This is a genomic window from Streptomyces canus 299MFChir4.1, from assembly GCF_000383615.1.
Taxonomy (GTDB): Bacteria; Actinomycetota; Actinomycetes; order Streptomycetales; family Streptomycetaceae; genus Streptomyces; species Streptomyces canus_C.
In genome coordinates this window covers 16171-40862 of the sequence record NZ_KB911587.1, presented here as the reverse complement: position 1 = coordinate 40862, position 24692 = coordinate 16171, and the positions used below count along the sequence as shown (strand labels likewise).

19 protein-coding genes and 2 pseudogenes are annotated in these 24692 nt (G+C 69.2%); 11 read left to right on the top strand and 10 right to left on the bottom strand.

Going from position 1 to position 24692, the window contains the following annotated elements:
* Positions 1-180 precede the first annotated feature (180 nt).
* The 3 genes from H293_RS0116085 to H293_RS0116075 are packed head-to-tail and all read right to left on the bottom strand — an operon-like array spanning position 181 to position 3229.
* Complete coding sequence (locus tag H293_RS0116085) at positions 181-1455, bottom strand: ABC transporter substrate-binding protein (protein WP_020118885.1); 1275 nt, start codon at positions 1453-1455, stop codon at positions 181-183.
* Positions 1455-2288 carry a carbohydrate ABC transporter permease gene (locus H293_RS0116080; RefSeq protein WP_020118884.1) on the bottom strand — a complete coding sequence of 278 codons (834 nt, stop codon included), beginning with the start codon at positions 2286-2288 and terminating at the stop codon, positions 1455-1457. Before H293_RS0116080 ends, H293_RS0116085 begins: the two co-directional genes overlap by 1 nt.
* Positions 2285-3229, bottom strand: a complete 945-nt coding sequence (locus H293_RS0116075) for a carbohydrate ABC transporter permease (RefSeq protein ID WP_020118883.1) — start codon at positions 3227-3229, stop codon at positions 2285-2287. The genes H293_RS0116080 and H293_RS0116075 overlap by 4 nt, the downstream gene beginning before the upstream one ends.
* Before the next feature lie 212 nt (positions 3230-3441).
* Between H293_RS0116075 and H293_RS0116070 the strand changes: the two genes are divergently transcribed.
* Positions 3442-4296: a phosphotransferase enzyme family protein gene (locus H293_RS0116070; RefSeq protein WP_020118882.1), complete on the top strand. Its 855-nt coding sequence runs from the start codon at positions 3442-3444 to the stop codon at positions 4294-4296.
* A 12-nt stretch (positions 4297-4308) separates the two neighbouring features.
* On the opposite strand, the gene H293_RS0116065 is transcribed toward H293_RS0116070, so the two are convergent.
* The gene (locus H293_RS0116065) at positions 4309-5217 is read right to left on the bottom strand and encodes a LysR family transcriptional regulator (RefSeq protein ID WP_020118881.1); all 909 of its coding nucleotides are present in this window, start codon (positions 5215-5217) and stop codon (positions 4309-4311) included.
* Between the two features lie 80 nt (positions 5218-5297).
* Between H293_RS0116065 and H293_RS0116060 the strand changes: the two genes are divergently transcribed.
* Complete coding sequence (locus tag H293_RS0116060) at positions 5298-6254, top strand: DMT family transporter (RefSeq protein WP_020118880.1); 957 nt, start codon at positions 5298-5300, stop codon at positions 6252-6254.
* Positions 6224-6760: a YbaK/EbsC family protein gene (locus H293_RS0116055; RefSeq protein WP_020118879.1), complete on the top strand. Its 537-nt coding sequence runs from the start codon at positions 6224-6226 to the stop codon at positions 6758-6760. The genes H293_RS0116060 and H293_RS0116055 overlap by 31 nt, the downstream gene beginning before the upstream one ends.
* A 7-nt stretch (positions 6761-6767) precedes the next feature.
* Here the strand turns inward: H293_RS0116055 and H293_RS49605 are convergent.
* Positions 6768-7190: pseudogene (locus tag H293_RS49605) on the bottom strand (3'-5' exonuclease family protein); the annotation flags it as partial.
* Positions 7191-7255: 65 nt separating this feature from the next.
* On the opposite strand from H293_RS49605, the gene H293_RS49600 reads away from it, so the two are divergent.
* The 6 genes from H293_RS49600 to H293_RS0116020 all read left to right on the top strand — a co-directional run bounded on the left by H293_RS49600 (position 7256) and on the right by H293_RS0116020 (position 14975).
* Positions 7256-8710, top strand: a complete 1455-nt coding sequence (locus H293_RS49600; protein ID WP_020118877.1) for a tyrosine-type recombinase/integrase — start codon at positions 7256-7258, stop codon at positions 8708-8710.
* A gap of 35 nt (positions 8711-8745) precedes the next feature.
* Complete coding sequence (locus H293_RS49595) at positions 8746-10518, top strand: hypothetical protein (RefSeq protein ID WP_158694424.1); 1773 nt, start codon at positions 8746-8748, stop codon at positions 10516-10518.
* A complete protein-coding gene (locus H293_RS49590) occupies positions 10518-12551 on the top strand; it encodes a hypothetical protein (RefSeq protein WP_158694423.1) in 2034 nt (677 codons plus the stop codon). Before H293_RS49595 ends, H293_RS49590 begins: the two co-directional genes overlap by 1 nt.
* Positions 12538-12945 (top strand): hypothetical protein, encoded by a 408-nt coding sequence (locus H293_RS54875; RefSeq protein ID WP_078612598.1) that lies wholly within the window; start codon positions 12538-12540, stop codon positions 12943-12945. The genes H293_RS49590 and H293_RS54875 overlap by 14 nt, the downstream gene beginning before the upstream one ends.
* Positions 12946-13008: 63 nt before the next feature.
* Positions 13009-13665, top strand: coding sequence for a winged helix-turn-helix domain-containing protein (locus H293_RS0116025; protein WP_020118873.1), 657 nt, complete (start codon positions 13009-13011; stop codon positions 13663-13665).
* Positions 13662-14975 carry an MFS transporter gene (locus tag H293_RS0116020; RefSeq protein WP_020118872.1) on the top strand — a complete coding sequence of 438 codons (1314 nt, stop codon included), beginning with the start codon at positions 13662-13664 and terminating at the stop codon, positions 14973-14975. Before H293_RS0116025 ends, H293_RS0116020 begins: the two co-directional genes overlap by 4 nt.
* On the opposite strand, the gene H293_RS0116015 is transcribed toward H293_RS0116020, so the two are convergent.
* The 5 genes and pseudogenes from H293_RS0116015 to H293_RS0115995 all read right to left on the bottom strand — a co-directional run bounded on the left by H293_RS0116015 (position 14972) and on the right by H293_RS0115995 (position 19813).
* The gene (locus H293_RS0116015) at positions 14972-15712 is read right to left on the bottom strand and encodes a 3'-5' exonuclease (RefSeq protein WP_020118871.1); all 741 of its coding nucleotides are present in this window, start codon (positions 15710-15712) and stop codon (positions 14972-14974) included. The two genes, H293_RS0116020 and H293_RS0116015, sit on opposite strands and share 4 nt — an antisense overlap.
* Before the next feature lie 119 nt (positions 15713-15831).
* Positions 15832-16137: pseudogene (locus tag H293_RS49585) on the bottom strand (exonuclease domain-containing protein); the annotation flags it as partial.
* A 120-nt stretch (positions 16138-16257) separates the two neighbouring features.
* Entirely contained in the window at positions 16258-17544 is a 1287-nt protein-coding gene (locus H293_RS0116005; protein ID WP_199790168.1) for an SAV2148 family HEPN domain-containing protein, read from the bottom strand.
* A 72-nt stretch (positions 17545-17616) separates the two neighbouring features.
* On the bottom strand, positions 17617-18936 hold the full coding sequence (locus H293_RS0116000; protein ID WP_020118868.1) for a copper amine oxidase: 1320 nt from the start codon (positions 18934-18936) through the stop codon (positions 17617-17619).
* 58 nt (positions 18937-18994) lie between these two features.
* The gene (locus H293_RS0115995; RefSeq protein WP_020118867.1) at positions 18995-19813 is read right to left on the bottom strand and encodes a hypothetical protein; all 819 of its coding nucleotides are present in this window, start codon (positions 19811-19813) and stop codon (positions 18995-18997) included.
* Positions 19814-20009: 196 nt separating this feature from the next.
* On the opposite strand from H293_RS0115995, the gene glgX reads away from it, so the two are divergent.
* On the top strand, positions 20010-22142 hold the full coding sequence (gene glgX / locus H293_RS0115990) for a glycogen debranching protein GlgX (RefSeq protein ID WP_020118866.1): 2133 nt from the start codon (positions 20010-20012) through the stop codon (positions 22140-22142).
* Between the two features lie 154 nt (positions 22143-22296).
* Positions 22297-24651: a malto-oligosyltrehalose synthase gene (gene treY / locus H293_RS0115985; RefSeq protein ID WP_020118865.1), complete on the top strand. Its 2355-nt coding sequence runs from the start codon at positions 22297-22299 to the stop codon at positions 24649-24651.
* Positions 24652-24692: the final 41 nt, after the last annotated feature.

The window sequence follows — 24692 nt, the reverse complement described above, 5'->3', positions numbered from 1 at the left end:
ACCTGGCCGCGGGTGATCAGCGGCGGATGCGGCTCCCCGGGCCGGTCAGGGCTCCGGGGCCACGACGCATCCGTACGGAGTGCGTGAAGCCCCGGCCGAGACCGGTGAAGTGAATCGCGTTGTTCGCTGCCACGGACGGAACGCTAGGGCGGCCCCGCCGGCGGCGACAACCGGTTTTTTTCACCGCTGGTAGCGGGCCAGCACGAGGTTCCCGTCCCGCTCCAGCCGTTCCCGCAGCTCAGCGAGGCCGATGGCGCCGCTGTAGTACTCCTGGAAGGCGGGGGTGGCGACCTTGTCCTTCCACTCCGGGTAGCCCCGGACGGACTGCGCGGGCGCCGGGCTCAGCCGGGAGGCGAGAGCCGTACCCGTCGCCCAGCCGTCCTTGGTGGTGTGCAGAGCGGGATCCTTCAGCGCCTCGGTCCCGGTGGGCAGCATCCAGTCCCCGAGCGCCAGCCGGACCATGTTCTTCGGCCGGAGCAGGAAGTCGATGAACGCGGCGGCCTCCTTCTTGTGCGGGCAGTCCTCGGCGACGGACAGGGTCTGCGGGCTGACGCCCTGGGTGAGCCCGTCGGCGCCGGCCGGGGCGGGCAGCACCTGCCACGCGAAGCCCTTCGGCGCCTGCTGCGCGATCTGCTGACGGTAGGAGAACCCGAGCGGGACCATCGCGTACCTGCCGCCGAAAAAGCCGGGCAGGGTGTCGGAGCCGCCGCTGCCCAGCGTGGTCGGTGAGGCGCTGTGGTCGGTGTTCGCCTGGTCGTGGACGGTGCGGGGCACGGTCTCGTCGGCCTTCTCGAAGCGGATGGTGACCTTTCCGTCGGCGCCCCGGTGGAAGAGCTGCCCGCCCGCCGACAGCGACAGGTTGAGGGTCGCGGAGACGGGTTCCTTGAGCGGCCAGGCCACGCCGTACTTGCCGTCACCGCTGAGCTGCCGGGTGATGCGCCGGAACTCCGCCCAGCTCCACGGGTGTTCGGGGGTGGGGACGCGTACGCCGGACTCCTTCAGCCACTTCGCGTTGGCCACGAGGACCCGCGGCTCCTGGAGGAAGGGCACGCCGTAGACACCGTCGCCGAAGGTGGCGGTCCGCCAACTCCGTTGCGGGATGTCCGACTTCAGCCGCTCGGGCAGCAGGTCCCCGAGATCCGCGAGATAGCCGCCGTAGGCGAAATCCGCGAGGTCATCGGAGGCGTCGTGGATGATGTCGGGCGCCTCGCCGCCTTCGAAGGAGGTGAGCAACTGGTCGTGGACGCTGTCCCAACTCCCCTGCACGTACTCGACCTTGACGCCCGGGTGGGTCGCGTTCCACTCCTTCACGAGCTCCTGGTTGGCCGCCACGGACTCCTCCTGCCAGGCGAGCGACTGGAAGCGGAGGGTGATGCGGCCGTCCCCGGACGTGCCCGTGCCGGTGCACCCGGCCAGGAGCAGGAGGAGGACACCGGCGAACCATCGTGCGCGCATCAGCTCTTCACCGCCCCGGTCAACATGCCTCCCGTGATACGGCGTTGGATGATCGCGAAGATGACCAGCGAGGGCAGGGTGGCGAGGAAGGCGGCCGCCGCCAGCGGGCCGAGGTCGGCGACCCCCTCCGCGCCGATGAAGTGGGTGAGGACGACCGGCAGGGTCTGTTTGTCCGCGGTCTTCAGCAGCACCAGTGCGAAGAAGAACTCGTTCCACGCGGTGATGAACGCGAACAGTGCCGTCGCCACGATCCCGGGCGCGAGCAGCGGCGCCGTCACCGACACCAGGGTCCGCAGCCGCCCGGCCCCGTCCACGGCCGCCGCCTCCTCCAGTTCGGTCGGCACGGCACGGACGTAGCCGACGAGCATCCACAGCGCGAACGGCAGCGCCCACACGACGTACACCATGACCAGACCCGTCAGGGAGTTGATCAGCCGCAGGTTCTTCAGCACCAGGAACAGCGGGATGATCACCAGCACGAGCGGGAACGCCTGGCTGACCACCACCCAGCCCGTCGCGGCCTTCGCGAGCCGGGTGCGGTGGCGGGCCATGACGTAGGCCAGCGGGGTCGCGATCAGTACGGCGATCACGGCGGCGGCGAGCGCGGCGAGCAGGGAGTTCCCGGCGGCGCGCAGCAGGGGCTGTTCGTCGAAGGCCTGACGGAAGTTGTCGAGCGTGGGGTCCCGGGGGATCCAGGTGGGGTGCAGACTGCCCAGTTCCCGGGGGGACTTGAAGGCGGTGGAGACCAGCCAGAGGAAGGGGAAGGCGAGGAAGACGAGATAGGCGAGAAGGGCGGCGTACTGGCCGACGCGGCCGGAGGTGCTGGTCCTCATGCCGCCTCACCTCCCGTGCGGTCCTTGAGCCGGCCCACCAGGAACAGGGCCAGGAGGAGGGAGACCACCGCGACCATCACCAGACCCATCGCGGCCGCGTAGCCGAACTGGCCGTAGCGGAAGGCCTCTTCGTAGGCGAAGAGCATGGGGAGGCGGGTGCGGCCGCCGGGTCCTCCGCTGGTCAGCACGTACACCAGGGCGAACGAGTTGAAGTTCCAGATGAAGTTGAGCGCGGTGATCGCGAGGGCGACCGGTCTGAGAGCGGGCCAGGTGACCGTGCGGAATCTGCGCCAGGCACCCGCGCCGTCCATCGCGGCCGCCTCGTGGAGTTCGCGCGGGGTGTTCTGTAGGCCGGCGAGCAGGGTGACCGTCGTCTGGGGCATCCCGGCCCAGACGCCGACGACGATCACGGCGGGCAGGGCGGTGGACAGGCCACTGAGCCAGTCACGGCCGTCGCCGAGACCGAGGGTGCGCAGGGTCTCGTTGAGGACTCCGGCGTCCGGGTTGTAGACGAGCCGCCACATGACACCGACGACGACCTCGGGCATGGCCCAGGGGAGGATCGCGAGGGCACGGGCGAGCCAGCGCAGCTTGAGGTCCTGGTCGAGCAGCAGGGCCAGGCCGAGCGCCAGCAGGAACTGCGGCACGGTCACGCCGACCGCCCACCCCAGGCCGATCCGGAACGACTCCCAGAACAGGGTGTCGTGCAGCAGGTCCTGGAAGTTGAGGCCGCCGATCCACTGGGTGGCCCGGGTCCGGCCCGACTGGGCGTCGGTGAAGGCCAGCAGAATCCCGTACAGCAGGGGCCCCACGCTCAGGACCAGGATCGGGATCAGCGCGGGCAGCACCAGGAACCAGGCTCCGTGACCGGAAGGGCTCCGGTCCCCCTCGGCGCGCGGTGCGCCCCGTGCCGGCCGCTCCGTCGCGGTCACCAAGGTCACGTCATCGGCTCCTTCACGCGGCTCGTGACGATCCGGCCCTCCCGGCCTGGGCCTCCGTCATGGTCGTGAAGGGGGTATGCGCCGTCAAGGCAGCACGCACACCGGCCCACCTGTGGGAATGCGAGACTGGCCGGGCGATGGCGGGAACTCGACGCCGTGCGCGGAGGCACTGCACAGGCATGCGGGACATGTCAGGACCGGGAGGCCGGACGATGGACGAGGCACGGGCGCGGGACGTACTGGCCGCGGCGGGGCTGCCGGCGGGGACGGCGCGGCTGCTCGCCCTGGGCGAGAACGCCGTGTTCGCCGTCGGTGACCTGGTCGTCAAGGTGGGGCGTGACGCGGAGCTCCTCGACCGGGCGCGCCGGGAACTGGACATCGCCGGGTGGCTTGCGGAGGCGGGAGTGCCCGCGGTGCGGGCGGCCGAACCGAAGGCGCGGTCGGTCGAGGGACACCCGGTGACCCTGTGGCACCGGCTTCCCGAGGCCGTACGGCCCGCCGAGACGCGGGATTTGGCCGAACTCCTGCGGGTGGTGCACGCGCTGCCCGCGCCGCCCTTCGCCCTGCCTCCCCGTGAACTGCTGGGCGGTGTCGAGCGGTGGCTGCGGCTTGCGGGCGATGCGATCGACCCCGCTGACGCGGCGTACCTCCGTGAGCGGCGGGACGGTTTCGCGGCGGCCGCGGCAGCGGTGACGCCCCACCTGGAGCCGGGGCCGATCCACGGGGACGCGCTTCCCCGCAATGTCCATGTGGGTCCGGACGGGCCGGTTCTCGTCGATCTGGAGACGTTCTCCTCGGATCTGCGGGAACACGATCTGGTGGTCATGGCGCTGTCCCGGGACCGGTACGGGGTGCCCGCGGCGGCCTATGACTCCTTCACCGCCGCTTACGGATGGGACGTGCGGGAGTGGGAGGGCTGCTCGGTGCTTCGGGGGGCCCGGGAGACGGCCAGTTGTGCGTGGGTGGCCCAGCACGCGCCGTCGAATCCGAGGGCTCTCGCCGAGTTCGAGAGGCGGGTCGCGTCCTTGCGGGACGGCGATGAGACGGTGCGGTGGCATTCGTTCTGACCGGTGGCACCCCTAGGGAGTCGACTCGCCCCGAATCAGCACGGCCGCCGACCTCAGCTCCGTCAGAACCGTGCGGACCGCCCTTCTCGCCGTCCTCTCCGGGCGGTAAAGGGCGTCGATGTGGCGCCTCGCCTGTACGCCGCTCAAGGGTCTGAGCACCAGCGCAGGATGCCGGCGCGTCGTCCAGCGGGGCATCAATGCCAGGCCGCCGCCCGCCGCCACCGCCTCCGCCGCCACCGCGAACTCGTTGATGCGATGGGCCAGGTGGAGGCGGCGGCCCGCTGCCGCCCCGATGGCCTCGATGGTGGCCATGACCGGGAAGCCGTCGTGGACGGTGATCCAGGGCTCGTCGGCCACGTCCACCGGAGTCACCCGGCGTTTGGCCGCCAGCGGATGGCCGGCGGGCATGGCCACGTCCAGTGGCTCCCGCAGGAGCGTGGTGGCCGTCACCGTGGGCGGCCAGGCGGGGGCGTGGTCGAGGCGGTGGGCCAGGACGATGTCGTACGCGCGCGTCAGGCGCGGGAAGTCCTCTTGCGGCACGTCCTCGTCGGCCAGCCTCGGCACGGGGGCGCCGGGATCGGCGAGGGCGCGCAGCAGCAGGGGGAAGAAGGCCGCGCCCGCGCTGTGGAAGGCCGCCACCGAGACCTCGCCACTGGGCCGGTCCACGAACTCCTCGACCGTGTGCCGGGCGCGGGCCAGTGCCGTCTCCACCTCGATGGCCGCGCCCGCCAGTGCCTGACCGGCGTCCGTGAGCACCAGCCGTCGGCCGTCCCGTTCGGTCAGCGGCACCCTGACCGAGCGCTGCAACAGCCTGAGCTGCTGCGAGATCGCGGACGGGGTCACCAGCAGTGCCTCGGCCACCGCGGTGACGCTGCCCAGCTCGCCGAGTTCCCGCAGGATCCGCAGCTGTCGTTCGTCCACGCCCACAGTGTAGGAGTTCTAAAAGATCGTTGAAGAAGTTGGTTCTGGGCTGCAGAGATGGATGGGGGCAGGGTGGGCGCATGTCCGACGCCCGCCGTACCGACGTGGTACTCCTGCTGGTCGCGATCGTCTGGGGTTCGAGCTATCTCTCCGCCCAGACGGCGACGTCCGCCCTCCCTGTCCTGCTGGTGCTCCTCGTCCGCTACGCCCTGTCCGCGCTCGCCTGCCTGGGCGTCGTCGTCCTCCCCGGGCGCGGGCCGCGCCGGTGGACCCGCGAGGAGCTGCGGGCGGGGGTGCCCCTGGGCCTCACCCAGGCCGCCGTCCTGGCCGTCGAGACCTACGGCGTCGCCCACACCAGCGCCGCCAACGCGGGCCTCATCATCAGCCTGACCATCGTCCTCACGCCCCTCCTCGACCGAACCGGCCGGCGGGGCGGTCTGCCGCCCGTGTTCTACGCGGCCGCCGGTGTGTGCGTCCTGGCCGTCGGGCTCCTCATGGTGGGCAACGGCTTCCACGCGCCCCGCCTCGGAGACCTGCTGATGCTCGGCGCCGCGGTCGTACGGGCCGGCCATGTCGCCCTCGTCGGACGGCTCACCGCGGGCCGGGCGATACGGCCGCTGCACCTCACGACCGTGCAGACCCTCGTCGGCACGGTCCTGTTCCTCCCCCTGGCCGCGCACGAGCTTCCGGCCCTGGCCCACGCGGACCCGGCCACCTGGACACAACTGCTCTATCTCGCCCTGTTCTGCAGTGTGTTCGCCTTCCTCGCCCAGACCTGGGCGGTGCAGCGCACCTCGGCCAGCCGGGCCAGTCTGCTGCTCGGCACCGAGCCGATCTGGGCCGCGGCGGCGGGAGTCGCCCTGGGCGGCGAGCACTTCACCGCACTGACCGGGCTCGGCGCGGTCATGATGCTCGCCGGTACCTACTGGGGGCAGTCCGTGGAACGCGCCCATCGCACAACCACCCCGCCCCGCACCGCAGTTCATCCCACCGAAGAGGACACCCGATGGCCGGCGACGACACCTACGACCGGCTGATCTCCCTGCTCGACGCCTCCGCCGTCGACTACGAGCTGATCGACCACGCCCCGGAGGGCACCACGGACGCCGTGTGCGCGCTGCGCGGTCACCCCGCCTCCGAGGCGGCGAAGTGCATCGTGCTGCGGGTCAAGGTGGACCGCCGGACCACCCGGCATGTCCTCGCGGTCGTCCCCGGGGACCGGCGCGTGGACCTGGACGCGGTCCGGGCGCTGTTCGCCGCGCGCTATGTCGGGTTCAGCGATGCGGAGACCGCCGAGCGGCTGGCCCGCGCCATCCCCGGCACGGTGCTGCCGTTCAGCTTCGACCCCGAGCTGGAGGTCGTCGCCGATCCGGAGGTCGTGAAGCAGCCCCGGCTGTACTTCAACGCCGCCCGGCTGGACCGGTCGCTGTGCATGTCGGGGGCCGACAACGAGCGGTTGGCGAAGCCGCGGGTGGAGCCCGTCGCGAGTCCTCCGCTGTCGGATGCGCTGCCGGATGCGCTGCCGGATGCGCTGCCGGGGTGACGCCCTCTCACACGGTCTCGTCGGCCGGCTCGCGCAGCGGCCAGACGCCGTCGACCACGGCCGTCGCGTCGCCCTTGCGGCGCAGGAAGCTCTGGAAGTCCGCCGCCCATTCCGCGTACCACTCGATCTGGCGGTGGTGCAGCTCCGCCGGGCCGAGGGCCGCGACCTTCGGGTGGCGCACGGCTATCGCGCAGGCCAGCCGGGCCGCGGCGAGCGCGTCGGCACAGGCGTCGTGGGCGGTGTCGAGCGCGACGCCGTACTCCGTGCAGACCGCTTCGAGGTTGCGCTTGCCGCGGCGGTAGCGGTCCACCGAGCGGTCGATGGTGTACGGGTCGATGACCGGTGCGGGGTCGAGGCCGCCCAGGCGCTCCCGCAGGGACGGCAGGCCGTACCGGCGCAGTTCGGCGGAGAGGAGGCTCAGGTCGAAGGCGTTATCCACGCACGACCGTGTCTCACGTTCTCCGTCGTCGTTGATCGGCCAGGGGGTGCGATCAGATGGAGATCTTCTTCACCGACCCAGGAGCGCTGGAAGCGGCCGGGGTCACCGATGCGCAGATGACACTGGAAAGGCATGGGTTGCATGCCGGGGCGCCGTTCATCCTCAGCGATGACGGCAGCTACGACGTACATCTGAACCGCTTCCTGTGGTCCTTGCCGACCCTCGGGGTGAGGTCGGCGAACTCGTGGCGGGCGTACGCTCTCGATCTGCTGACGTGGGGACGGTTCCTCCACGAACATCGCGGCAAGACCGTCTGGCAAGCCGAGTGTGACGACGTGACGGCCTTCCACCGGGCCCGGCGGGTCTCTCCCGACCCGACACAGGTTGTCTCAGCCTCGACCTGGAACCGGGGCGTCGCCGCCTTGGACAAGTTCTACACATGGGCCGTGGACGAGGCCCTGATCGAGCGGACGCCGTTCAAGTACTACGAGAGCTCACGGCACACCGGCTCCGGACAGCAGGTGCGAGTCCGCAACAACCGTGCAGCAGAGAAGGCCGCCAAGCGCGGAAACGTGAAGTTCCTGTCTGTCGCCCGTTACGCGGCCTTCCGCGATGTCGGATTGCGCGGTCAACTGCCGGCTAACGCCGCCGATTTGTCCTTCCATGGCCGTAACTCGGAGCGGAACGTCGTCATGGCGGAGCTGCTGGTCACCACAGGCTTGCGTATCGAGGAGGCCGCGTCGCTCTGCTGGCCGGAACTCCCCACTCTGGACATCCAGAGGGGTATGAAGAGTGTGCCGTTCGACCTGGCGCCGCCGACCGCCAAACGGGACAAGGGACGCAGGGTCCTGCTGCCGAACCGTGTCCTCCGTGCGGTGGCCGACTACGTAGAGATCGAGCGTTCCCTGATGCTCGACCGCTGGCGCGCCCGAGGCTGCCCACTGCCGGCCGGTGCCGTGCTCGGAAGTCAAGCCGACCGGCGGGGTGTGCGGATGCCCTCGAAGAACGGCCGGCTCCGAAAAGTTCCCTGGTCACGTGTGCCGCCAGCGGTCCGCTCCCGGCTCTACCTCGTTGACGAGCAGGGCCATCCCGTCGGGCCGGCGTGCGTATGGCTGGGCCAGGAAGCTCGGCCTGTGTCCCTGTCGGCCTGGGAGTCCGTCTTCGTGCGGGCCTCGGAGAGATGCCGTACGTACGAGATCGATGTCGCCGCCACACCCCATGTGCTCAGGCACACCTTCGCCGTGCATCTACTGTCTGCGCTGATCCATGAACAGATCGGCTCGGTTGAGAGGCATGAGGTGGCCGACGGCGTGTACCGCCGGATCATTGGCGACCCGCTCGATCACTTGCGCCGCCTGCTGGGGCACTCCTCGATCACCACGACGTACATCTACCTCGACTGCACCGACCAGGCTCAGGCATTGATCGATGGTGCGGTGGACTCCTGGACGTCCGAGGTCGCGGACACGGCGACTCAGTTGTCGCAGACACAGGGAGCGAGCGCGTGGTAACCCGGGGACAACGTCGGGCTCGGTTGAACGCACCCGTGCTCCAGACCGTTGACCAGACTCCAACCACGCTCGGACTCCTGAAGATCGAGGTCACGTTCCCGGACGACCGGATGGCTGTCGTGGACTGGACCCACGAGCCGCAGCAGCGGTTGCTGCGCGCTCTGGGTGCCGAGCTGGCGGTGTCATGCACCGTAGGCCAGGGGACTGGATCCCCACATACTCTCCGGAATCGCGCACGCTCTTGCCTGGAATGGGCACGCTGGCTGGACTCCACGGAAGGCGTGGAACTGCGAGTGAATGCCCTCCTCCCGCGTCACCTCGACGGGTTCGAGAGCCACCTTCGAGAGAGGCATCCGGAGTCTTCCAGGACGCCGTACTCACGTATCGCCGACATCGTTTGGATCTTGCGCCGCCTCAGCGACAAGGAATCCGGCTTGTCTGCAGCCATGCTCCGGCGGCTCTCTCATACCTCTGCCGGTCCGGTGGGCTCGTACACACCTCGTGACGCCTATTCACCGCACATCGTCGAGCAGTTGCGCACTGCTGCACGTTGCGATGTCGACGATGCAGTTCGGCGCCTGACGCTTGACGGGCCGGCACTCCTGGCGCAGGGACAGGATCCACGGATGGCGGGTTGGAACTCCGACGCCAATGTGCTGTGGGAGATCTACCGGAGCCAAGGAACATTCACCCGGCAGCAGCTGGCCCAACTGGTCGGCACGGCGCTGGCTGATGCGCATACTCCCGGCCGTCTCGCACCGTTGGTGTATCCGACCAGCCGCGACCTGTTCGCCCTGCTCCTTCTGTTCTGCCTCGAAAGCGGCATGGAGGTGGAAGCGGCCAGAGAGTTGGCCTCCGACTGCTTGAAGAATCCCAACCGGGGCTACGTACAGGTCGAATACCTCAAGCGGCGTCGGCACGGCCAGGAGTGGAACACGATGCGGGTGCGGGACGGCTCGCCCAACTCGCCCGGCGGGCTGCTGCGCTTGGCCCTGCGGATCACTGCCCCTGTCAGAGAGGCCACGGGCTCGTCGGCGCTGTGGCAGTTCCGGACGAAGGACGGGATTCTGTCTGCCGGCTTCAGCGCTGGATCTGCGTCGAGCGTGGCGCGGAGCTTCGTGTCGACACACCGGCTCACTGACGGGGGGAAGCCCGTCGACTTGCGCCTTTCCCGGCTTCGCAAGACGTACAAGGCAGCTGTCTACAAGGTAACCGGCGGGAGGATGTCGGCGTTCGTGCAGGGGCATTCACCGGACATCGCCGCAGCGCACTACGCAGACATCCCCTCATTGCGCAATCTGCACGAACAGGCCGTGGCAGACGGCCTGCAGGACGCACTCGATGACGCCCAGACTCCCGTGGTGTTGACGCCAGATGAGGAAGAGAGGCTTACGCAAAATCCTGCGGACGCATGGGAGTCACTCGGCGTTTCCGCCGAGGAACTGCCGCCACTTCTGTCCGGCGAATCCGACCTGTGGTTGTCGTCCTGTCGCAGCTTCTTCGACTCGCCTTTCGGCATCAAGGGCAAGGCATGCCCCGTCTCCTTCTTCTCTTGTCTGGGGTGCAGCAACGCCGTGATCACCCGAAGGAAGCTCCCAGCCATCCTGGCCTTCCTCAACCACATTGAGGCTGAACGGGCCAAGACGCCCGCAGCGGAGTGGGCAGCGCGCTTTGGCAAGGTTCACCATCAGATTCTGCAACTGATCGTCCCGCGGTTCAGCAAGGGCGACGTGCTCAGCGCCAAGGCAATCGCCGAGTCTTCCGAGCCTCTGCTGTTCCTGCCCCACAACCTACTGGGAGGCCACTGATGCCCGCCCAGCCACTACCACTTGGCCATGGTGCCAAGCGCCCTGCCGACACAACACCGGTTCTGTCCGGACGTCCTCTCGCCGCCGATCCATCCCTCATGCCGCAATTCGGGGACCGTTTCTGGGATCTCGCGGTCGCCGGGCACGCGGGGAACCGCTACTCCAGCGAGTTCTTCATCGACTTCGAGTCACTCGGTGATGCCACCCGGCGCGAGGCCGCGCGCGAGTTTCTCTTCTGGAGACTCAACACACACCCGGTTCGTGGTGCGCTTCCTTCCATCTCGACAGTGACGGCGGAGTGGTGGAATCTGCGATGTTTCTTCCGGTTTCTCGACACCGAACACGCTGGGATTCGCCTGGACACCGTGACACAGCCGGTTCTCGATTCCTATCTGCTTCACTGCCACGGCGAAGAACTGATGCCGAGCAGTCTGCGCCATCGCCTCCAGGTCATCCCACGCCTCCACCTCGCGGCAGAGGGCATGCCATCCGACGCGTTGGAGATCAATCCGTGGAACGGCCGCCCCCTCTCCCGCATCATCGGCGGCCCGGCGGTGAGCAGACACGAAAACCAGACTCCCCGGATCCCGCCCAGGGTCATCGCCCCGCTGGTACAGGCCGCCCTGTTCTACGTACGTACCGCAGCACCGGACATCATCAGTGCGCGCGCCGAATTGACGGAACTACAGGACTCTGTCAGCGAGATCCACGGGCTGTCTCTCGCACGGCTGAACCGCTATCTCGACAGTCTTGCGGCAGGTGGGCGCGGGGTCCCGGTTCTGGACGGCACCGGTCTCCAACCGCACCTGGCCGGTTCACCCGCCTACACGTACATCATGCGCAAGTCGGGGGCGGGGCGGGATATAGCCGGCGGCTCCTACGATGACCACATCGTCAGGGCACTGGAGCGGCTTGGACCTGAGCCTGGCGGCATGGACACACCCATCACTCCACATCCGCAGACCGGGCGCCCCTGGCGGGACAGGTTCAGTCCTCCCGCGGTCCCCCATGAGGAACGGCTCCTGCGAGCCGCCTGCTACATCCTCATCGCCTATCTGTCCGGAATGCGCGACTCCGAGGTCAAGGAACTCCGAGACGGCTGTCACTTCACCGAACGGAGTACGGACGGCGTCGTCGTCAGGCACAAAGTGCGATCGCAACTCGTCAAGGGCGGGCGAGGGGCGCCGGAGAGCTGGGTGGTCATCGAGCCCGTCGCTCAGGCCATCGAAGTCCTGGAATGCCTGCCCCACCGTGACCTGCTGTTCTGCCGACCGGTCGCTGGTCGCCCGTACTCAACGATCTCCGCCAACCGGATGAATGAGAACCTCAACGCGTTCCGGGCACACTGCGCGGGCATCGGTTTTCCAGTACCCGATGTCGACGGAGAGCCGTGGAATCTCACAACGCGCCAGTTCCGCAGAACCGTGGCATGGCACATCGCTCACCGTCCGTACGGAACCGTCGCGGGGATGGTCCAGTACAAGCACCTCTCCGTAGCCATGTTCGAGGGCTACGCAGGGACTTCGCCCTCCGGTTTCCGCGCGGAAGTCGCCGCCGAAGAGGCCCTGGCCCGCTTGGCCGACATCGTGGAACGCTACGACGACTTCAAGGCCGGGGTGCGCTCAACCGCTCCAGGGGGTGCACGGACCGACAACGAGTTTGCCCGCGTACAGGAGGAATTGCAGGACTTTCCCGGCAGAGTGGTCGATGAGCGGCGCCTCCACGCCATGCTCAAGACCTCGGCGCAGACTCTGCACATCGGGACTCTCAACGACTGCTACTACCAACCCGAAACCGCCCTGTGCCGAACAGCAGGCACTGAGGACCGGCCCTTGCTCAACAATTGCCGTCCCGAGCGTTGTGCGAACTCGACCATCACGACACGTCATCGCCCAGCGTGGGAAGCGGCACGCAGCGACACCGAGCGTGCGTTGGCCTTCGTCGGGCTCTCCGATCTCCAGCGTACGGCTCTGCGCGGGCACACGAGCGACATCATCAGAGTGATCGAGGGAATCGACCGTGCCCACAGCTGAACCCATCGAAGCAGCCCTCAAGGCAGCGTCGGAGCGTCTGCTCCGCGGAGAGCCCACCCGTAGTGACGGTTCCCTCACCGTCGCCTCACTCGCCGTTGAAGCCGACGTCAGCAGAGCCAGCGCCTACCGCTACCCCCGTGTTCTGGCGGAGTTCCGAAACCTCGTAGCCGAACGAGAAGACGCAGCCGCACCCTCAGCGTCCCTCCGACAGGAGGTCCAGTCTCTGAAAGCAGCCGAGCGTGGGCTTCGCCAGGAGCACGCGCGCGAGGTGCGGGAGCTCCGGTCCTCCATCAACGTCCTCGCACAGCAGGTTCAGTTCCTCACGCTCGAGAACCAGCGCCTCTCTCAAGCCTCAAGCCGCCATGACCGGGTTACCCGCATCGACCAACGTTGAGCTGGCTCAGAAGCATCTACAGCACATGTTGTAAAGGAATCTTTCTAAAGATACCTTTACAACATGTCGAACAGTCAGAAGGACGAGCCACCAAGGGCCCCTGCTCGCACGACCCAGCTCACCGACCCTCACGCTCTGCGCGCCTACGCCCATCCCACCCGCATGCGCCTCGTCGGCCTGCTCCGTACCGAAGGCCCCTTCACGGCGACCCTCGCCGCCGAGCTCACTGGCGAATCCGTCGCCAGTTGCTCGTACCACCTGCGGATGCTCGCAAAGTACGGGCTGGTCGAGCTCGCGCCGGGTGGCCAGGGCCGTGAGAAACCCTGGCGGGCCACTGCGCGCTTCACTCAGTGGCCCAACTACTCCGAGGACCCTGCCGTTGCAGAGGCCAGCAGGGCACTGGAAACTGCGGTCGCCGAACGCTACTTCGAGCTGATCACCCGCGCCATCGAAGAGCGCCACGATCTACCACGCGAGTGGCAGGAAGCCGAGCACATCGGCGACCAAGTGCTCTACCTGACGGCAGAGGAGCTCGCCGACCTCGGCGAAAAACTCGACCGTCTACTGCGTCCCTACGAGGACCGGCAGGGCGACCCGGCCGCCCGCCCCCAGGGCGTACGGCTCGTCCAGATCGTCCGGGCCGCCTTTCCCTTGCCGCAACGGCCCGCAGGCAACGAGGAGACTTCCATCGCTCCGGACAGCACGGGCGGCCCACGATGACGGCCTTGGGCCTCTTATCCGCGAAGGTCCCCGACCTCCTGCGCAAGCGCTCCTTCCGCCGTTACTGGACCGGCCAGAGCATCTCCCTAGTCGGCGACCAGATATCCCAGATCGCCCTCCCTCTCGTCGCCGTCCTCGCCCTCCACGCCGACGCCGCCCACATGGGCTGGCTCGCGACGGCCCAGCTCATGCCCGCCCTGCTGTTCTCGCTTCCCGCGGGCGCCTGGGCCGACAGCAGAGCGCACCGTCGCCGCGTCATGATCGCCACGGACCTGGCGCGGGCCGTGCTCATCGCGTCGGTTCCCATCGCGTACGCCCTGGACGCACTCACCTTCACGCAGCTCTACGCGGTCGCCTTGGGGATCGGCGCGCTGACCGTCCTCTTCGATGTCTGCAACACCATCCTGTTCGTCTCGCTCATCCCCGCCGAGCGCTATATCGAGGGCAACTCCCTCGTCAACGGAAGCCGGGCCATGTCCTTCGTCGCGGGTCCTAGCGCCGGCGGTCTCCTCGTCCAGTTGCTCACCGCGCCGCTCGCGCTACTCGCTGACGCGGTGACCTATCTGGCCTCCGCCTGCTGTCTGGCCCGTATAACCCCCGTCGAACCGCCGGCCGTGCCACCCGCGAAAGGGCACTTCACCGCGGGCCTGCGGTGGATTTTCCGCTCGCGCGTCATGCGCGCCACGTTCGCCGGATCCGCTACGGTTCAGTTCTTCAATTTCATTTTTCACACGCTCTTCGTGCTCTACGCCACCACCGAACTCGGCCTGAGCGCGGGCGTGCTGGGGTCGGTCCTCGGAGTCGGCGCGATCGGCGGGCTGGTCGGTGCCGCCCTCACTGGCCGTCTCGTGCGCCGCGTCGGCGTCGGGCCCGCCGTCGTCATCGGCTTCGCGGCCTTCCCAGTCCCGCTGCTACTCGTACCCCTCGCGGACGGGCCGGACGCGCTCATCCTCAGCCTGCTCTTCCTCGCCGAATTTGGTTCGTGCGTGGGCGCGATGATCGTCGACATCTCGCTGGGCTCACTTCAAACGGCCCTCATCCCCCACGCCCTGCGCGCCCGCGTCAACGGGGCCTACCGCACCCTCACCCACGGCGTGCGCCCGCTGGGCGCGCTCGCGGGAGGAGCACTCGGCACGGCTGTCGGGCTACGCCCGACACTGTGGATCGCAACGGCCGGGGCCGTGATGTGCCTGGTCTGGGTGCTGCCTTCGCCGGTCCCACGTATCCGCGAATTGCCCGACACATCGCCGGAGCCAGCACCCGGCGCACCGTCGGCATCGGCTTCCGCATCCTCGCCCTCGTCCGGCTAGCCTCGCGTCAGAGGACCAAGTTCCTCGCGGCTGAACGGGATCACCGGCCATGCCGACTCGACGTAGGCGGTCGCATCCGACGTACGACGCAGATACCTCTGGAGAGAGGCAGCCTGCTCGGCCGCCGCACGGACTTGAAGATCATGCAGATCCGCGAGAGGCAGCGATCCTATGGACGAGTACTTCTCACCCAGTCTGCGTGCCGTCCGAGCGGCAGCCGCTGCGTCCGCTGCCGCGTTATGCGCATCATCCAGCGGCACCCCGTAGTGGGCACAGAGCGCCTGAAGATTGCGCCGCCCCTTCCGGTACTGGTCTGCGTGCTTGTCCAGCACCAAGGGATCAATGACCGGAGAAGGCATCGCTTCCAGCCGCTCTGTGAGCGGAGTGACGTTGTGCCGTCGGCACTCACGGTCCAGTAGGGAGAGGTCATACCGCGCGTTCATGACCACCAACGCCGTCCCAGAGCTGAGAACTTCGGTAATGGCCTGCGTGATCTCCGTGATTACGGAAGCAGTCGGGGCTCCATGCGTGCGGGCATGCTCAGTCGTGATGCCGTGAATCGCTATGGCTTGCGCAGGGATCAGAATTCCCGGGTCGACCAGCCACGTCCGCTCCTCCGCTGGGTTCCCGTCCGGATCCAGTCTGACGAGTGCTCCGGTGACGATGCGGTCGGTCTCAATGTCGGTGCCCGTGGTCTCCAGATCGAAGGCCACCATCGAACCGCTGGTCCAGCTCATCACAGCACTCCGGTGGGGCAGCTGGGCGCCAGCGCGCGGTCGACCGGTTCAAGGCGCAGCAGATCCCTGGCACACCCTGCGAGACGAGACACTTGAGACGCATGTGGAGTGCGTGGATAAAAGGCGGCGTTGTAGGCGACGACCGGGACGCCCGTCTTCCAGTAGGTCGTGAGGACGTCCGCGATGGCGTCGGCGACCTGGTCGGCGGGGCGGCCCTCGGCGGCCGCCCGCTCGTTGCTGATTCCGTGGACCGCCACGGCGTCCGCCGGGATCTCCATGCCCGGGTCCGCCAGCCACTCCCGGCGTCCCAGGGGCTGCCCGTCCCTGAGCTCGATCACGGCAGCCGTGCCGATGCGCGCCTCGCGCGGATCGGTGCCGGTGGTCTCCAGGTCGAAGCCGATCAGCAGCTCTCGGTGCCAGCCCATGGGCGGTCCCCCTTCTTGGTGGTGCTTTCCCCCAGTGGTCTCCACCTTCCCATGAGCCACTGACAATCAGAGGACCGCATTCCGCTTGGCATCGCCGACACACCGGAAAGCGGGGACACTTCAGGACACCGGACGCGAATCCGCCCAGTTCGTCTCGAACTCCTCGCGGTAGGTGGGGAAGAGGCCGCTGTCGTCCACGTCGCCCGGCTTGACGACCCGGTTTCCGTTGCGCAGCACGAGGACCGGCGCCTCCATGCCCCGCGAGCGGCGCAGATAGGACTGCACGACCGCGATGCCGTCCGAGCCGTCGCCGTCCACGAGGTAGGCCGTGAAGCGCGGGGTGTCGTCGTAGACCTGGATCTCGAAGGCGCCCGGGTCGCGCAGCCTGGACCGCACCCGGCGCATGTGCAGGATGTTCATCTCGACGGCCCGGCTCAACTCACCACGCTTCAGACCCAGTTCCCGCTCGCGCCGCTTGACCGCACTGGAGGCCGGGTTCAGGAACAGCAGCCGCACCCGGCAGCCGCCCTCGGCAAGGCGCACCAGACGGCGGCCGGAGAAGTTCTGCACGAGGAGGTTGAGGCCGATGCCGACGGCGTCCAGGCGCCGGGCACCGCCGAAGATGTCCTCGGCGGGGAACTGGCGCAGCAGCCGCACCCGGTCGGAATGTACGGCGACCACGTCGGCGTACCGGTCGCCCACCAGGTCCTCGACCGCGTCGACGGGCAGCCGGCGGGCGGACGGCACGTCGCCGCCGGCGCCGAGTATCTCCAGCAGCTTGGCGGCCGCTCGCTCGGCCTGGCCGAGGACCGCCTCGGACAGGGCCCGGTTGCGGGAGACGACGTTGCGCGTCACCTCCAGCTCGTCCAGGGCCAGTTCGACGTCCCGGCGGTCGTCGAAGTAGGGCTCGAAGCACGGCCAGTGCTGCACCATCAGCTCACGCAGCTGGGGCAGGGTGAGGAAGCTGAGGACGTTGTCGTCGGCGGGGTCGAGCAGATAGCCCTTGCGGCGGCTGACCTCGCGGACCGCGACCGCGCGCTGGACCCACTCCTGTCCGGCGGGTCCGGCGGCCGCGACCACCCAGTCGTCGTGGCCGTGGACGGGTTCGTAGATGGGGCGCAGAACAGCGGCCACGACAGCCCGTAGCCGCTGTTCGACGAGGTTCAGCCAGATGTAGGCACGGCCCGCCCGCTGGGCGCGCGTCCGTACCTCGCGCCAGGCGTCGGCGTCCCAGTCCAGCTCCGGTCCGATCGTCGCTCCCGCGTCCATCGGCCGTGCCAGGGACACCGTGCCGGGCGGGGCGTCTTGGGAGTTCCCCTCGTGACCCTCGTCACCAGGGGGCAACTCCAGCCCTCCCGAGCCCACCCGCGCACCGCCTTCCGCTCCCCCGAGCACTCCCGGGGGCATGGCCCCACCCAACGATCAAGGAAGGGTACTCCGGGAGCGGTAGGCGGTGCAGCCGGATGGACAGGGTCAATCTCAACTACCGGGCTCCCAGTGGCCGTTCTGCCCGGCGAGCTCCGCCGGAGTGAGCGGATTCATAGCCGTGACGTCCCTGGGGGCGATGGAGAATCCCTGCCAGTGAACCGGCATGGGCTGCTGGTCCTCGTCCCGGGCGATGTGGTGGAAGCCCACGTTCATCCAGACCACCGGGTGGGTGAGGGTCTGGCCGTTGACCCACTTGTCGACGGACGTGCCCGCCCCGGCACCGCAGTTGCCGGTGTTGTTGCTGGCGAACTGCTCGCACGGGTTGTACTCGGTGAAGTACACGTCGTGCTTGGTGAAGCTGCGCCCCGGGTACTTGGTGCTCGGGCCGGGGACGATCTCGTACGACCGCGGGTGCCAGTCCTTGTTCTTGCCGACCGCGCTGACCATGCGCCACCAGCGGTAGCTCTTGGCGTCGCCCGCGAGTTCCTTGGTGACCGGGGTGCGGGTGGTCTTGACGGTCGCGGTCTGCTGGCCCTGGGCGGCCGCGGTGACCGTGGAGTCGTACTGCTCGACCCGGTTCTTCGAGGAACTGTCGAGGGCGAAGTCCAGGCGCCAGAAGGCGTTGTGGCTGTGGCTGGTGGCCTGGGCGCGGGGGCCCTTGCCGATGGGCCAGCCGCGGCCGTCGCCGGCGTCGTAGTCCTCGTAGGAGAGGCTGCCGGTCGCGCCGAGGTTCATGGTGATGGTGCCGTCGTCCTGGAAGCGCCACTCGGTCATGTACTCGTACCAGCCGACCTGGTTGACCGAGTAGACGAGCAGGTCCTTGCCCTGCGCCTGGTAGACCTTGTTCGCGCTGTCGCCCTGCATGCGGTAGGCGTGTCCGCGTGAACGGGTCGTGGTGCACAGGCCGTTGACGTTCGCGTGGTCCGGGTCCCAGGAGTCCGGGACCTTGACGCTCTTGATGGTGCCGCCGGGGCACTCGCCCGGGTCCAGGTTCATCAGGCCCTGGGCGAAGCCGAAGCCCGTCAGGTCGTCGTACTCGACGCTGCCGTCGTCGTAGGGGACGTGGATCTGGCCGAGCCTGGCGCTGTTGAGGACCTTGATCGGCGCGGTCTCACCCTTGGGCTGGTAGGAGATGTCCTCCAGGACGAGCCCGGCCTTGCTGTCGTAGCGCCAGCACATCCGCCAGGTCGTGCCGCTGGAGAGCGTCTGCTCGATCTTGTAGGCGGTGCTGCACTCCGCCGCGGCCGCGGCGGCGGCAGCGGGCTGGGCGGCGGCCGGTCCCGCACCGGTCGTGACGCCGGCGGCCAGCGCGGCCACGGACACGCCGAGGGCCGCGTGCCTGCGCGCGCGGCTGATTCTGTTGACACGCATGAAGAAATGACTCCCTTGCGGAAGGAGCAGGTGGGAAAAGCGGACGGAGGGAGGCGGATCAGCTCTCGAGCTTGGCGACCTTGCGGGCGCTCAGATCGATCACGAAGGCCCTGGCGTCGATCCAGGGGCCGTTCTTCACCTTCGGGAACAGCCGCACGCAGCGGTGCTCGCCGCACTTGTCGAGCGCTGCGGGCTGGCCGCCCGGGACGGCCCGGTACACGGCGCCGGTGAGCAGCAGCTGGTTCGGGTCGGTGAGTACCTTGTCGGTGGCGTCCTTGTAGTCGGCCTTCAGGTCCGCACCGAGCGGGTCGGCGATCAGAAGGCTCGCGGCCTCCGCGTACTCGGCGCTGCTCAGCGGCGGCTGGACGCCGTGCTGGGTGCCGGTCGCGACGATCTTGCCGCTGTCGAGGTCGACGGTCCTGGTGACGAGGGTGTCGTCCCGGTAGTCGTAGAAGGTCACGTTCGCGCGACGGGGCGCGTTCGGGTCGTCCAGTTCGCCGACCTTGGGGTCGGCGAGGTCCACGGTGAGCCGTTCGGGTCCGCGGTCGCCCTCGACGTCCTCACTGGCGTTGAGCAGCTGCGGGTTCACGGCGATCTGCTCGACCCGCTTGATCTCGTCGTCGGTGAGCGGGTCGCGGCCCTTGCCCTTCTCACCCTCGGCGGCCGGCGCCTTTTCGACGACTCCGGGCGCGACGGCCCCGTCCGCGCCCTGTCCCGCCTGCGCCACGGACTGCCCCGAAGCCGTCTTGCCGCCTCCGGTGTCGTCCGCCCCCGCGGTGCCCGGCAGGGTGATCCCGACCATCACGGCGGTCCCGGCCACCGCGACGGCCGCACCTGCCACCACCTTCCCGAGGTGGCGGTGCACTATCTTGCGCACATCTTCCCCCTACTCCCCGGGCATGTCCGGGAGTATGTGTATGCCCCGATATTTCGGCAAAGAACAGTTCTGTGACCGCCCTGTGCACTGGTCGATCGGTAAGAGGGACGTAAGTCATAGGTGGTTCCATCACTTTCGGGGACACTCGGGGCCAAGGGGCCCCACGCGGCGCGGGACAGCTGAAAGAGTCGTTTGCATGCAGGTCTGGCCTGGAGAGGCGTATCCACTCGGTGCCACGTACGACGGCGCCGGTACCAACTTCGCGGTCTTCACCGAAGCCGCGAACCGAGTAGAGCTGTGTCTTTTGCACGACGACGGCTCGGAAACGGCGGTGGAACTGCGCGAGAGCGACGCGTTCGTCCGGCACGCGTATCTGCCCGGCGTGATGCCCGGACAGCGCTACGGCTTCCGTGCGCACGGCCCGTACGCTCCCGAGCGCGGCCTGCGCTGCAACTCCTCGAAGCTGCTGCTCGACCCGTACGCGCGCGCGATCAGCGGTTCGATCCACTGGGGCGAGGAGGTGTACGGCTACCACTTCGACTCGCCCGACAAGCGCAACGATCTCGACTCGGCGCCGCACACCATGACGTCCGTCGTGGTCAACCCGTACTTCGACTGGGGCGACGACCGGCGGCCGCGGATCGGATACCACGAGACGGTGATCTACGAGGCGCACGTCAAGGGCCTCACCATGCGGCACCCGGGGCTGCCCGAGGAGCTGCGCGGCACCTACGCCGCCCTCGCGCACCCGGCGATCATCGAGCACCTGGTGGAGCTCGGCGTCACCACGCTGGAGCTGATGCCGGTCCACCAGTTCGTGAACGACCACCGCCTGGTCGACATGGGCCTGAACAATTACTGGGGCTACAACACCATCGGCTTCTTCGCCCCGCACAACGCGTACGCCTCCTGGGGCGACCGCGGCCAGCAGGTCCTGGAGTTCAAGTCGGCGGTCAGGGCGCTGCACGAGGCCGGGATCGAGGTCATCCTGGACGTCGTCTACAACCACACCGCCGAGGGCAACCACCTGGGCCCGACGCTGTCCTTCAAGGGCCTGGACAACCCGCAGTACTACCGCCTGACCGACGACCAGCGGTACTACATGGACACCACGGGCACCGGGAACTCCCTGCTGATGCGGTCCCCGCACGTCCTCCAGCTGATCATGGACTCGCTCAGGTACTGGGTCACCGAGATGCACGTCGACGGCTTCCGCTTCGACCTCGCGGCCACCCTGGCCCGGCAGTTCCACGAGGTGGACCGGCTGTCGTCGTTCTTCGACCTGGTCCAGCAGGACCCGGTGGTCTCCCAGGTGAAGCTGATCGCCGAGCCGTGGGACGTCGGCGAGGGCGGCTACCAGGTGGGCAACTTCCCGCCGCTGTGGACCGAGTGGAACGGCAAGTACCGCGACACCGTACGGGACCTGTGGCGGGGCGAGCCGCGCGCGCTGGCGGAGTTCGCGTCCCGGCTGACCGGTTCCTCCGACCTCTACCAGGACGACGGCCGGCGTCCGCTGGCCTCCATCAACTTCGTCACCTGCCACGACGGGTTCACCCTGCACGACCTCGTCTCGTACAACGACAAGCACAACGAGGCCAACGGCGAGGACAACCGCGACGGCGAGAGCCACAACCGGTCCTGGAACTGCGGGACGGAGGGCGAGACCAACGATCCCGCGGTGCGGGAGCTGCGCGCCCGCCAGATGCGCAACTTCATCGCCACGCTGATGCTGTCCCAGGGCGTGCCGATGATCAGTCACGGCGACGAGGTCGCGCGCACCCAGCGCGGCAACAACAACGCCTACTGCCAGGACAGCGAGCTGGCCTGGGTGCGGTGGCCGGAGGGCACCGGGGACGGGGCGGCGGGGCTCGGCGCCGAGTTGCTGGCCTTCACGCGCGCGATGGTGTGGCTGCGCAAGGACCATCCGGTCTTCCGGCGCCGCCGCTTCTTCCACGGGCGGCCCGTGGAGGGGACCCACGACGAGCTGTCGGACATCGCCTGGTTCACGCCCGAGGGCAAGGAGATGACCCAGCGGGACTGGGACCGGGCGCAGGCCTCGGCGCTGACGGTCTTCCTCAACGGCAACGCGATCTCCGAGCCCGGCCCCCGTGGGGAGCGGATCAGCGACGACTCCTTCCTGCTGATGTTCAACGCCTCACCCAAGACGCTGGACTTCGTGGTGCCGGTCAACCACGGCCGGCAGTGGGAGGTCGTGGTCGACACCGCCCGCCCGGACGGGGTGCCCCCGGGCACGGGGGCGAAGGTGCAGGCCGGCGACCGGCTGACCCTGGTGGACCGCAGCATGGCGGTGCTGCGACGGCCCGTCTAACGGCAGGGGCCGGGGGCGCCGTCGACGTCGGAACGGGACGGTAGCGTCGTGTCGCTCGCGGTGACGTCGGGACGGTAGCGTCCCGACGTCCGCGTCCCGTGCACATGGAGCACGGGATGACACGAAAGGCCGTAGGGCGGGTACGTAGGTCTGCATGACACCTGAGCGACCCGACCCGTCGGCGCCGACGGCCACGTACCGGCTGCAGTTGCAGCCCGAGTTCCCGTTCGCGGCCGCGGCGGCGGCCGTGCCGTACCTGGCCTCGTTGGGCGTCTCGCATCTGCACCTGTCCCCCGTGCTGGAGTCCGTCCCCGGTTCGACGCACGGCTACGACGTCGTAAACCACGCGCGCGTGCGCGAGGAACTGGGCGGCGAGGACGGGCTGCGGGCGCTGTCGCGCACCGCGCGGGAGCACGGGCTCGGTCTGGTGGCGGACATCGTGCCGAACCACATGGCGATGGACCCGCGCCACAACCACGCCCTGTGGGAGGTGCTGCGGGAGGGCCCGAAGTCGCCGTACGCGCGCTGGTTCGACATCGACTGGGAGGCGCAGGGCGGCCAGGTGCTGCTGCCGGTACTGGGGCATCCGGTCGGCGAGGAGCTCGGCAACCTCACGGTGGACGGCGAGGTACTGCGCTACTACGACCACGTGTTCCCGCTCCGCGAGGGCACCGGGGAACTGCCTCTGCCGCAGCTCCTGGACGCACAGTGGTACCGGCCGGCGTGGTGGCGGCTGGCCCGTACGGAGCTCAACTACCGGCGTTTCTTCAGCATCTCGGAGCTGATCGGGGTGCGCGTCGAGGACCCCGAGGTGTTCGAGGCCACCCACGCCAAGATCCTCCAGCTGCTGCACGAGGGCGTGATCGACGGGCTGCGGGTCGACCACCCCGACGGCCTCGCCGACCCCGACACGTACCTCCAGCGGCTCCACCAGGCGACCGGCGGGCGCTGGACGGTCGTGGAGAAGATCCTGGCGGACGGGGAGCGGCTGCCGGCGGCCTGGCCCGTGGCGGGGACGACCGGGTACGACGCCCTGAGGCGGATCGACGGGCTGTTCACGGACCCGGCGGGGTTCGGGGAACTCCTCGGCCAGTACCGGCGGTTCGCCGCCCCGCAGACCGACCGCGGGGGCGACTGGGCCGCGACGGCACGGCGGGCGGCGTACAAGGTGATCACGCATGAGCTGGCCGCCGAGACGGACCGCCTGACCCGGGTGGCGGCACGCGTGTGTGCCACGTCCCCGGAGCCCTCGCTGCGCGACCGGGCGCCCTGGGCGCTGCGCACCGCGCTCCAGGAGCTGCTGGTGCGGATGGAGGTCTACCGGCCCTACGGCTCCTCGGACGCCGCCCTTGTCGTCACCGAGGAGGCCGCGGCCGAGGCCCGGCTCGCCTTCGTGGTCCCCGAGGAGGCGGGCGCCGTCGACGTCGTACGGGATCTGGTGCTGGGGCGGGCCGGGGACGGGCCGGACCAGGTGGAGTTCCGGACCCGGTTCGCGCAGACGGCCTCGGCGCTGCGGGCCAAGTCCGTGGAGGACACGGCGTTCTACCGTTATGTGCCGCTGCTGTCGGCGACGGAGGTGGGCGGAAACCCCGGGAGCCCTGCCGTCTCGCCCGAGGAGTTCCACGCCTACTCCACGCGCGTGCAGCGCGACTGGCCGTTGACGGGAACCGTGGTGTCGACGCACGACACCAAGCGCAGTGCCGATGTGCGGGCGGCCCTGGCCGTGCTCACCGAGTGCCCCGAGTGGTGGGCGGACACGCTGGCCGAGGTGACCCGCACCGGCGACGGCGTGCCGGACGCGCAGCTGGCCTGGGCGGCCTGGCAGTCGGTCTTCGGGCTCGGTCCCGCCGCCCCGGAGCGGGTGCGGGAGGCGCTGCTGAAGCATGTGCGCGAGGCGGGGCTGTACACGAGCTGGACGGAGCAGGAACCGGCGTACGAGGAGGCGGTGGCCCGGTTCGTCACGGCCGGCCCGTGCGGTCCGCAGGGCGAGCAGGTGGCCGCCTTGCGCGGACGGCTCGATCCGCACATCCGGGCGAACGAGCTGGGGGCGGCCCTGGTGCAGCTGACGATGCCCGGGGTGCCCGACGTGTACCAGGGCACGGAGGGCAGGTACCTGGCGCTGGTGGACCCGGACAACCGGCGGCCCGTGCGGTTCCCGCCGGAGGACTCCGGCGACAAGGGCGCGCTCACGGCCGCGGCACTGCGGCTGCGCAGGCGCCGACCGGATGTCTTCGGTGACGCGGCGACGTACACGCCGCTGGCCGCGGAGGGGCCCTCGGCGGCGCACTGCGTGGCGTTCGCGCGCTCCGGGGAGGTGGTCACCGCGGTGACCCGGCTGTCGCTGCGGCTGGCGGAGGCGGGCGGCTGGGGGGAGACGGTGCTGCCGCTGCCGCCGGGCGTCTGGCGCGATGTGCTGGTACCGGAGCGGGAGTTCTCCGGGCACGTGCGTGTGGCGGAGCTCCTGGGCGGGTCGCCGGTGGCGCTGCTGGAGCGGGTCGTCACGGACTGACCGGGCGCGGGTGAGCGCGGCCGGTGCGGCCTGACTGAGCG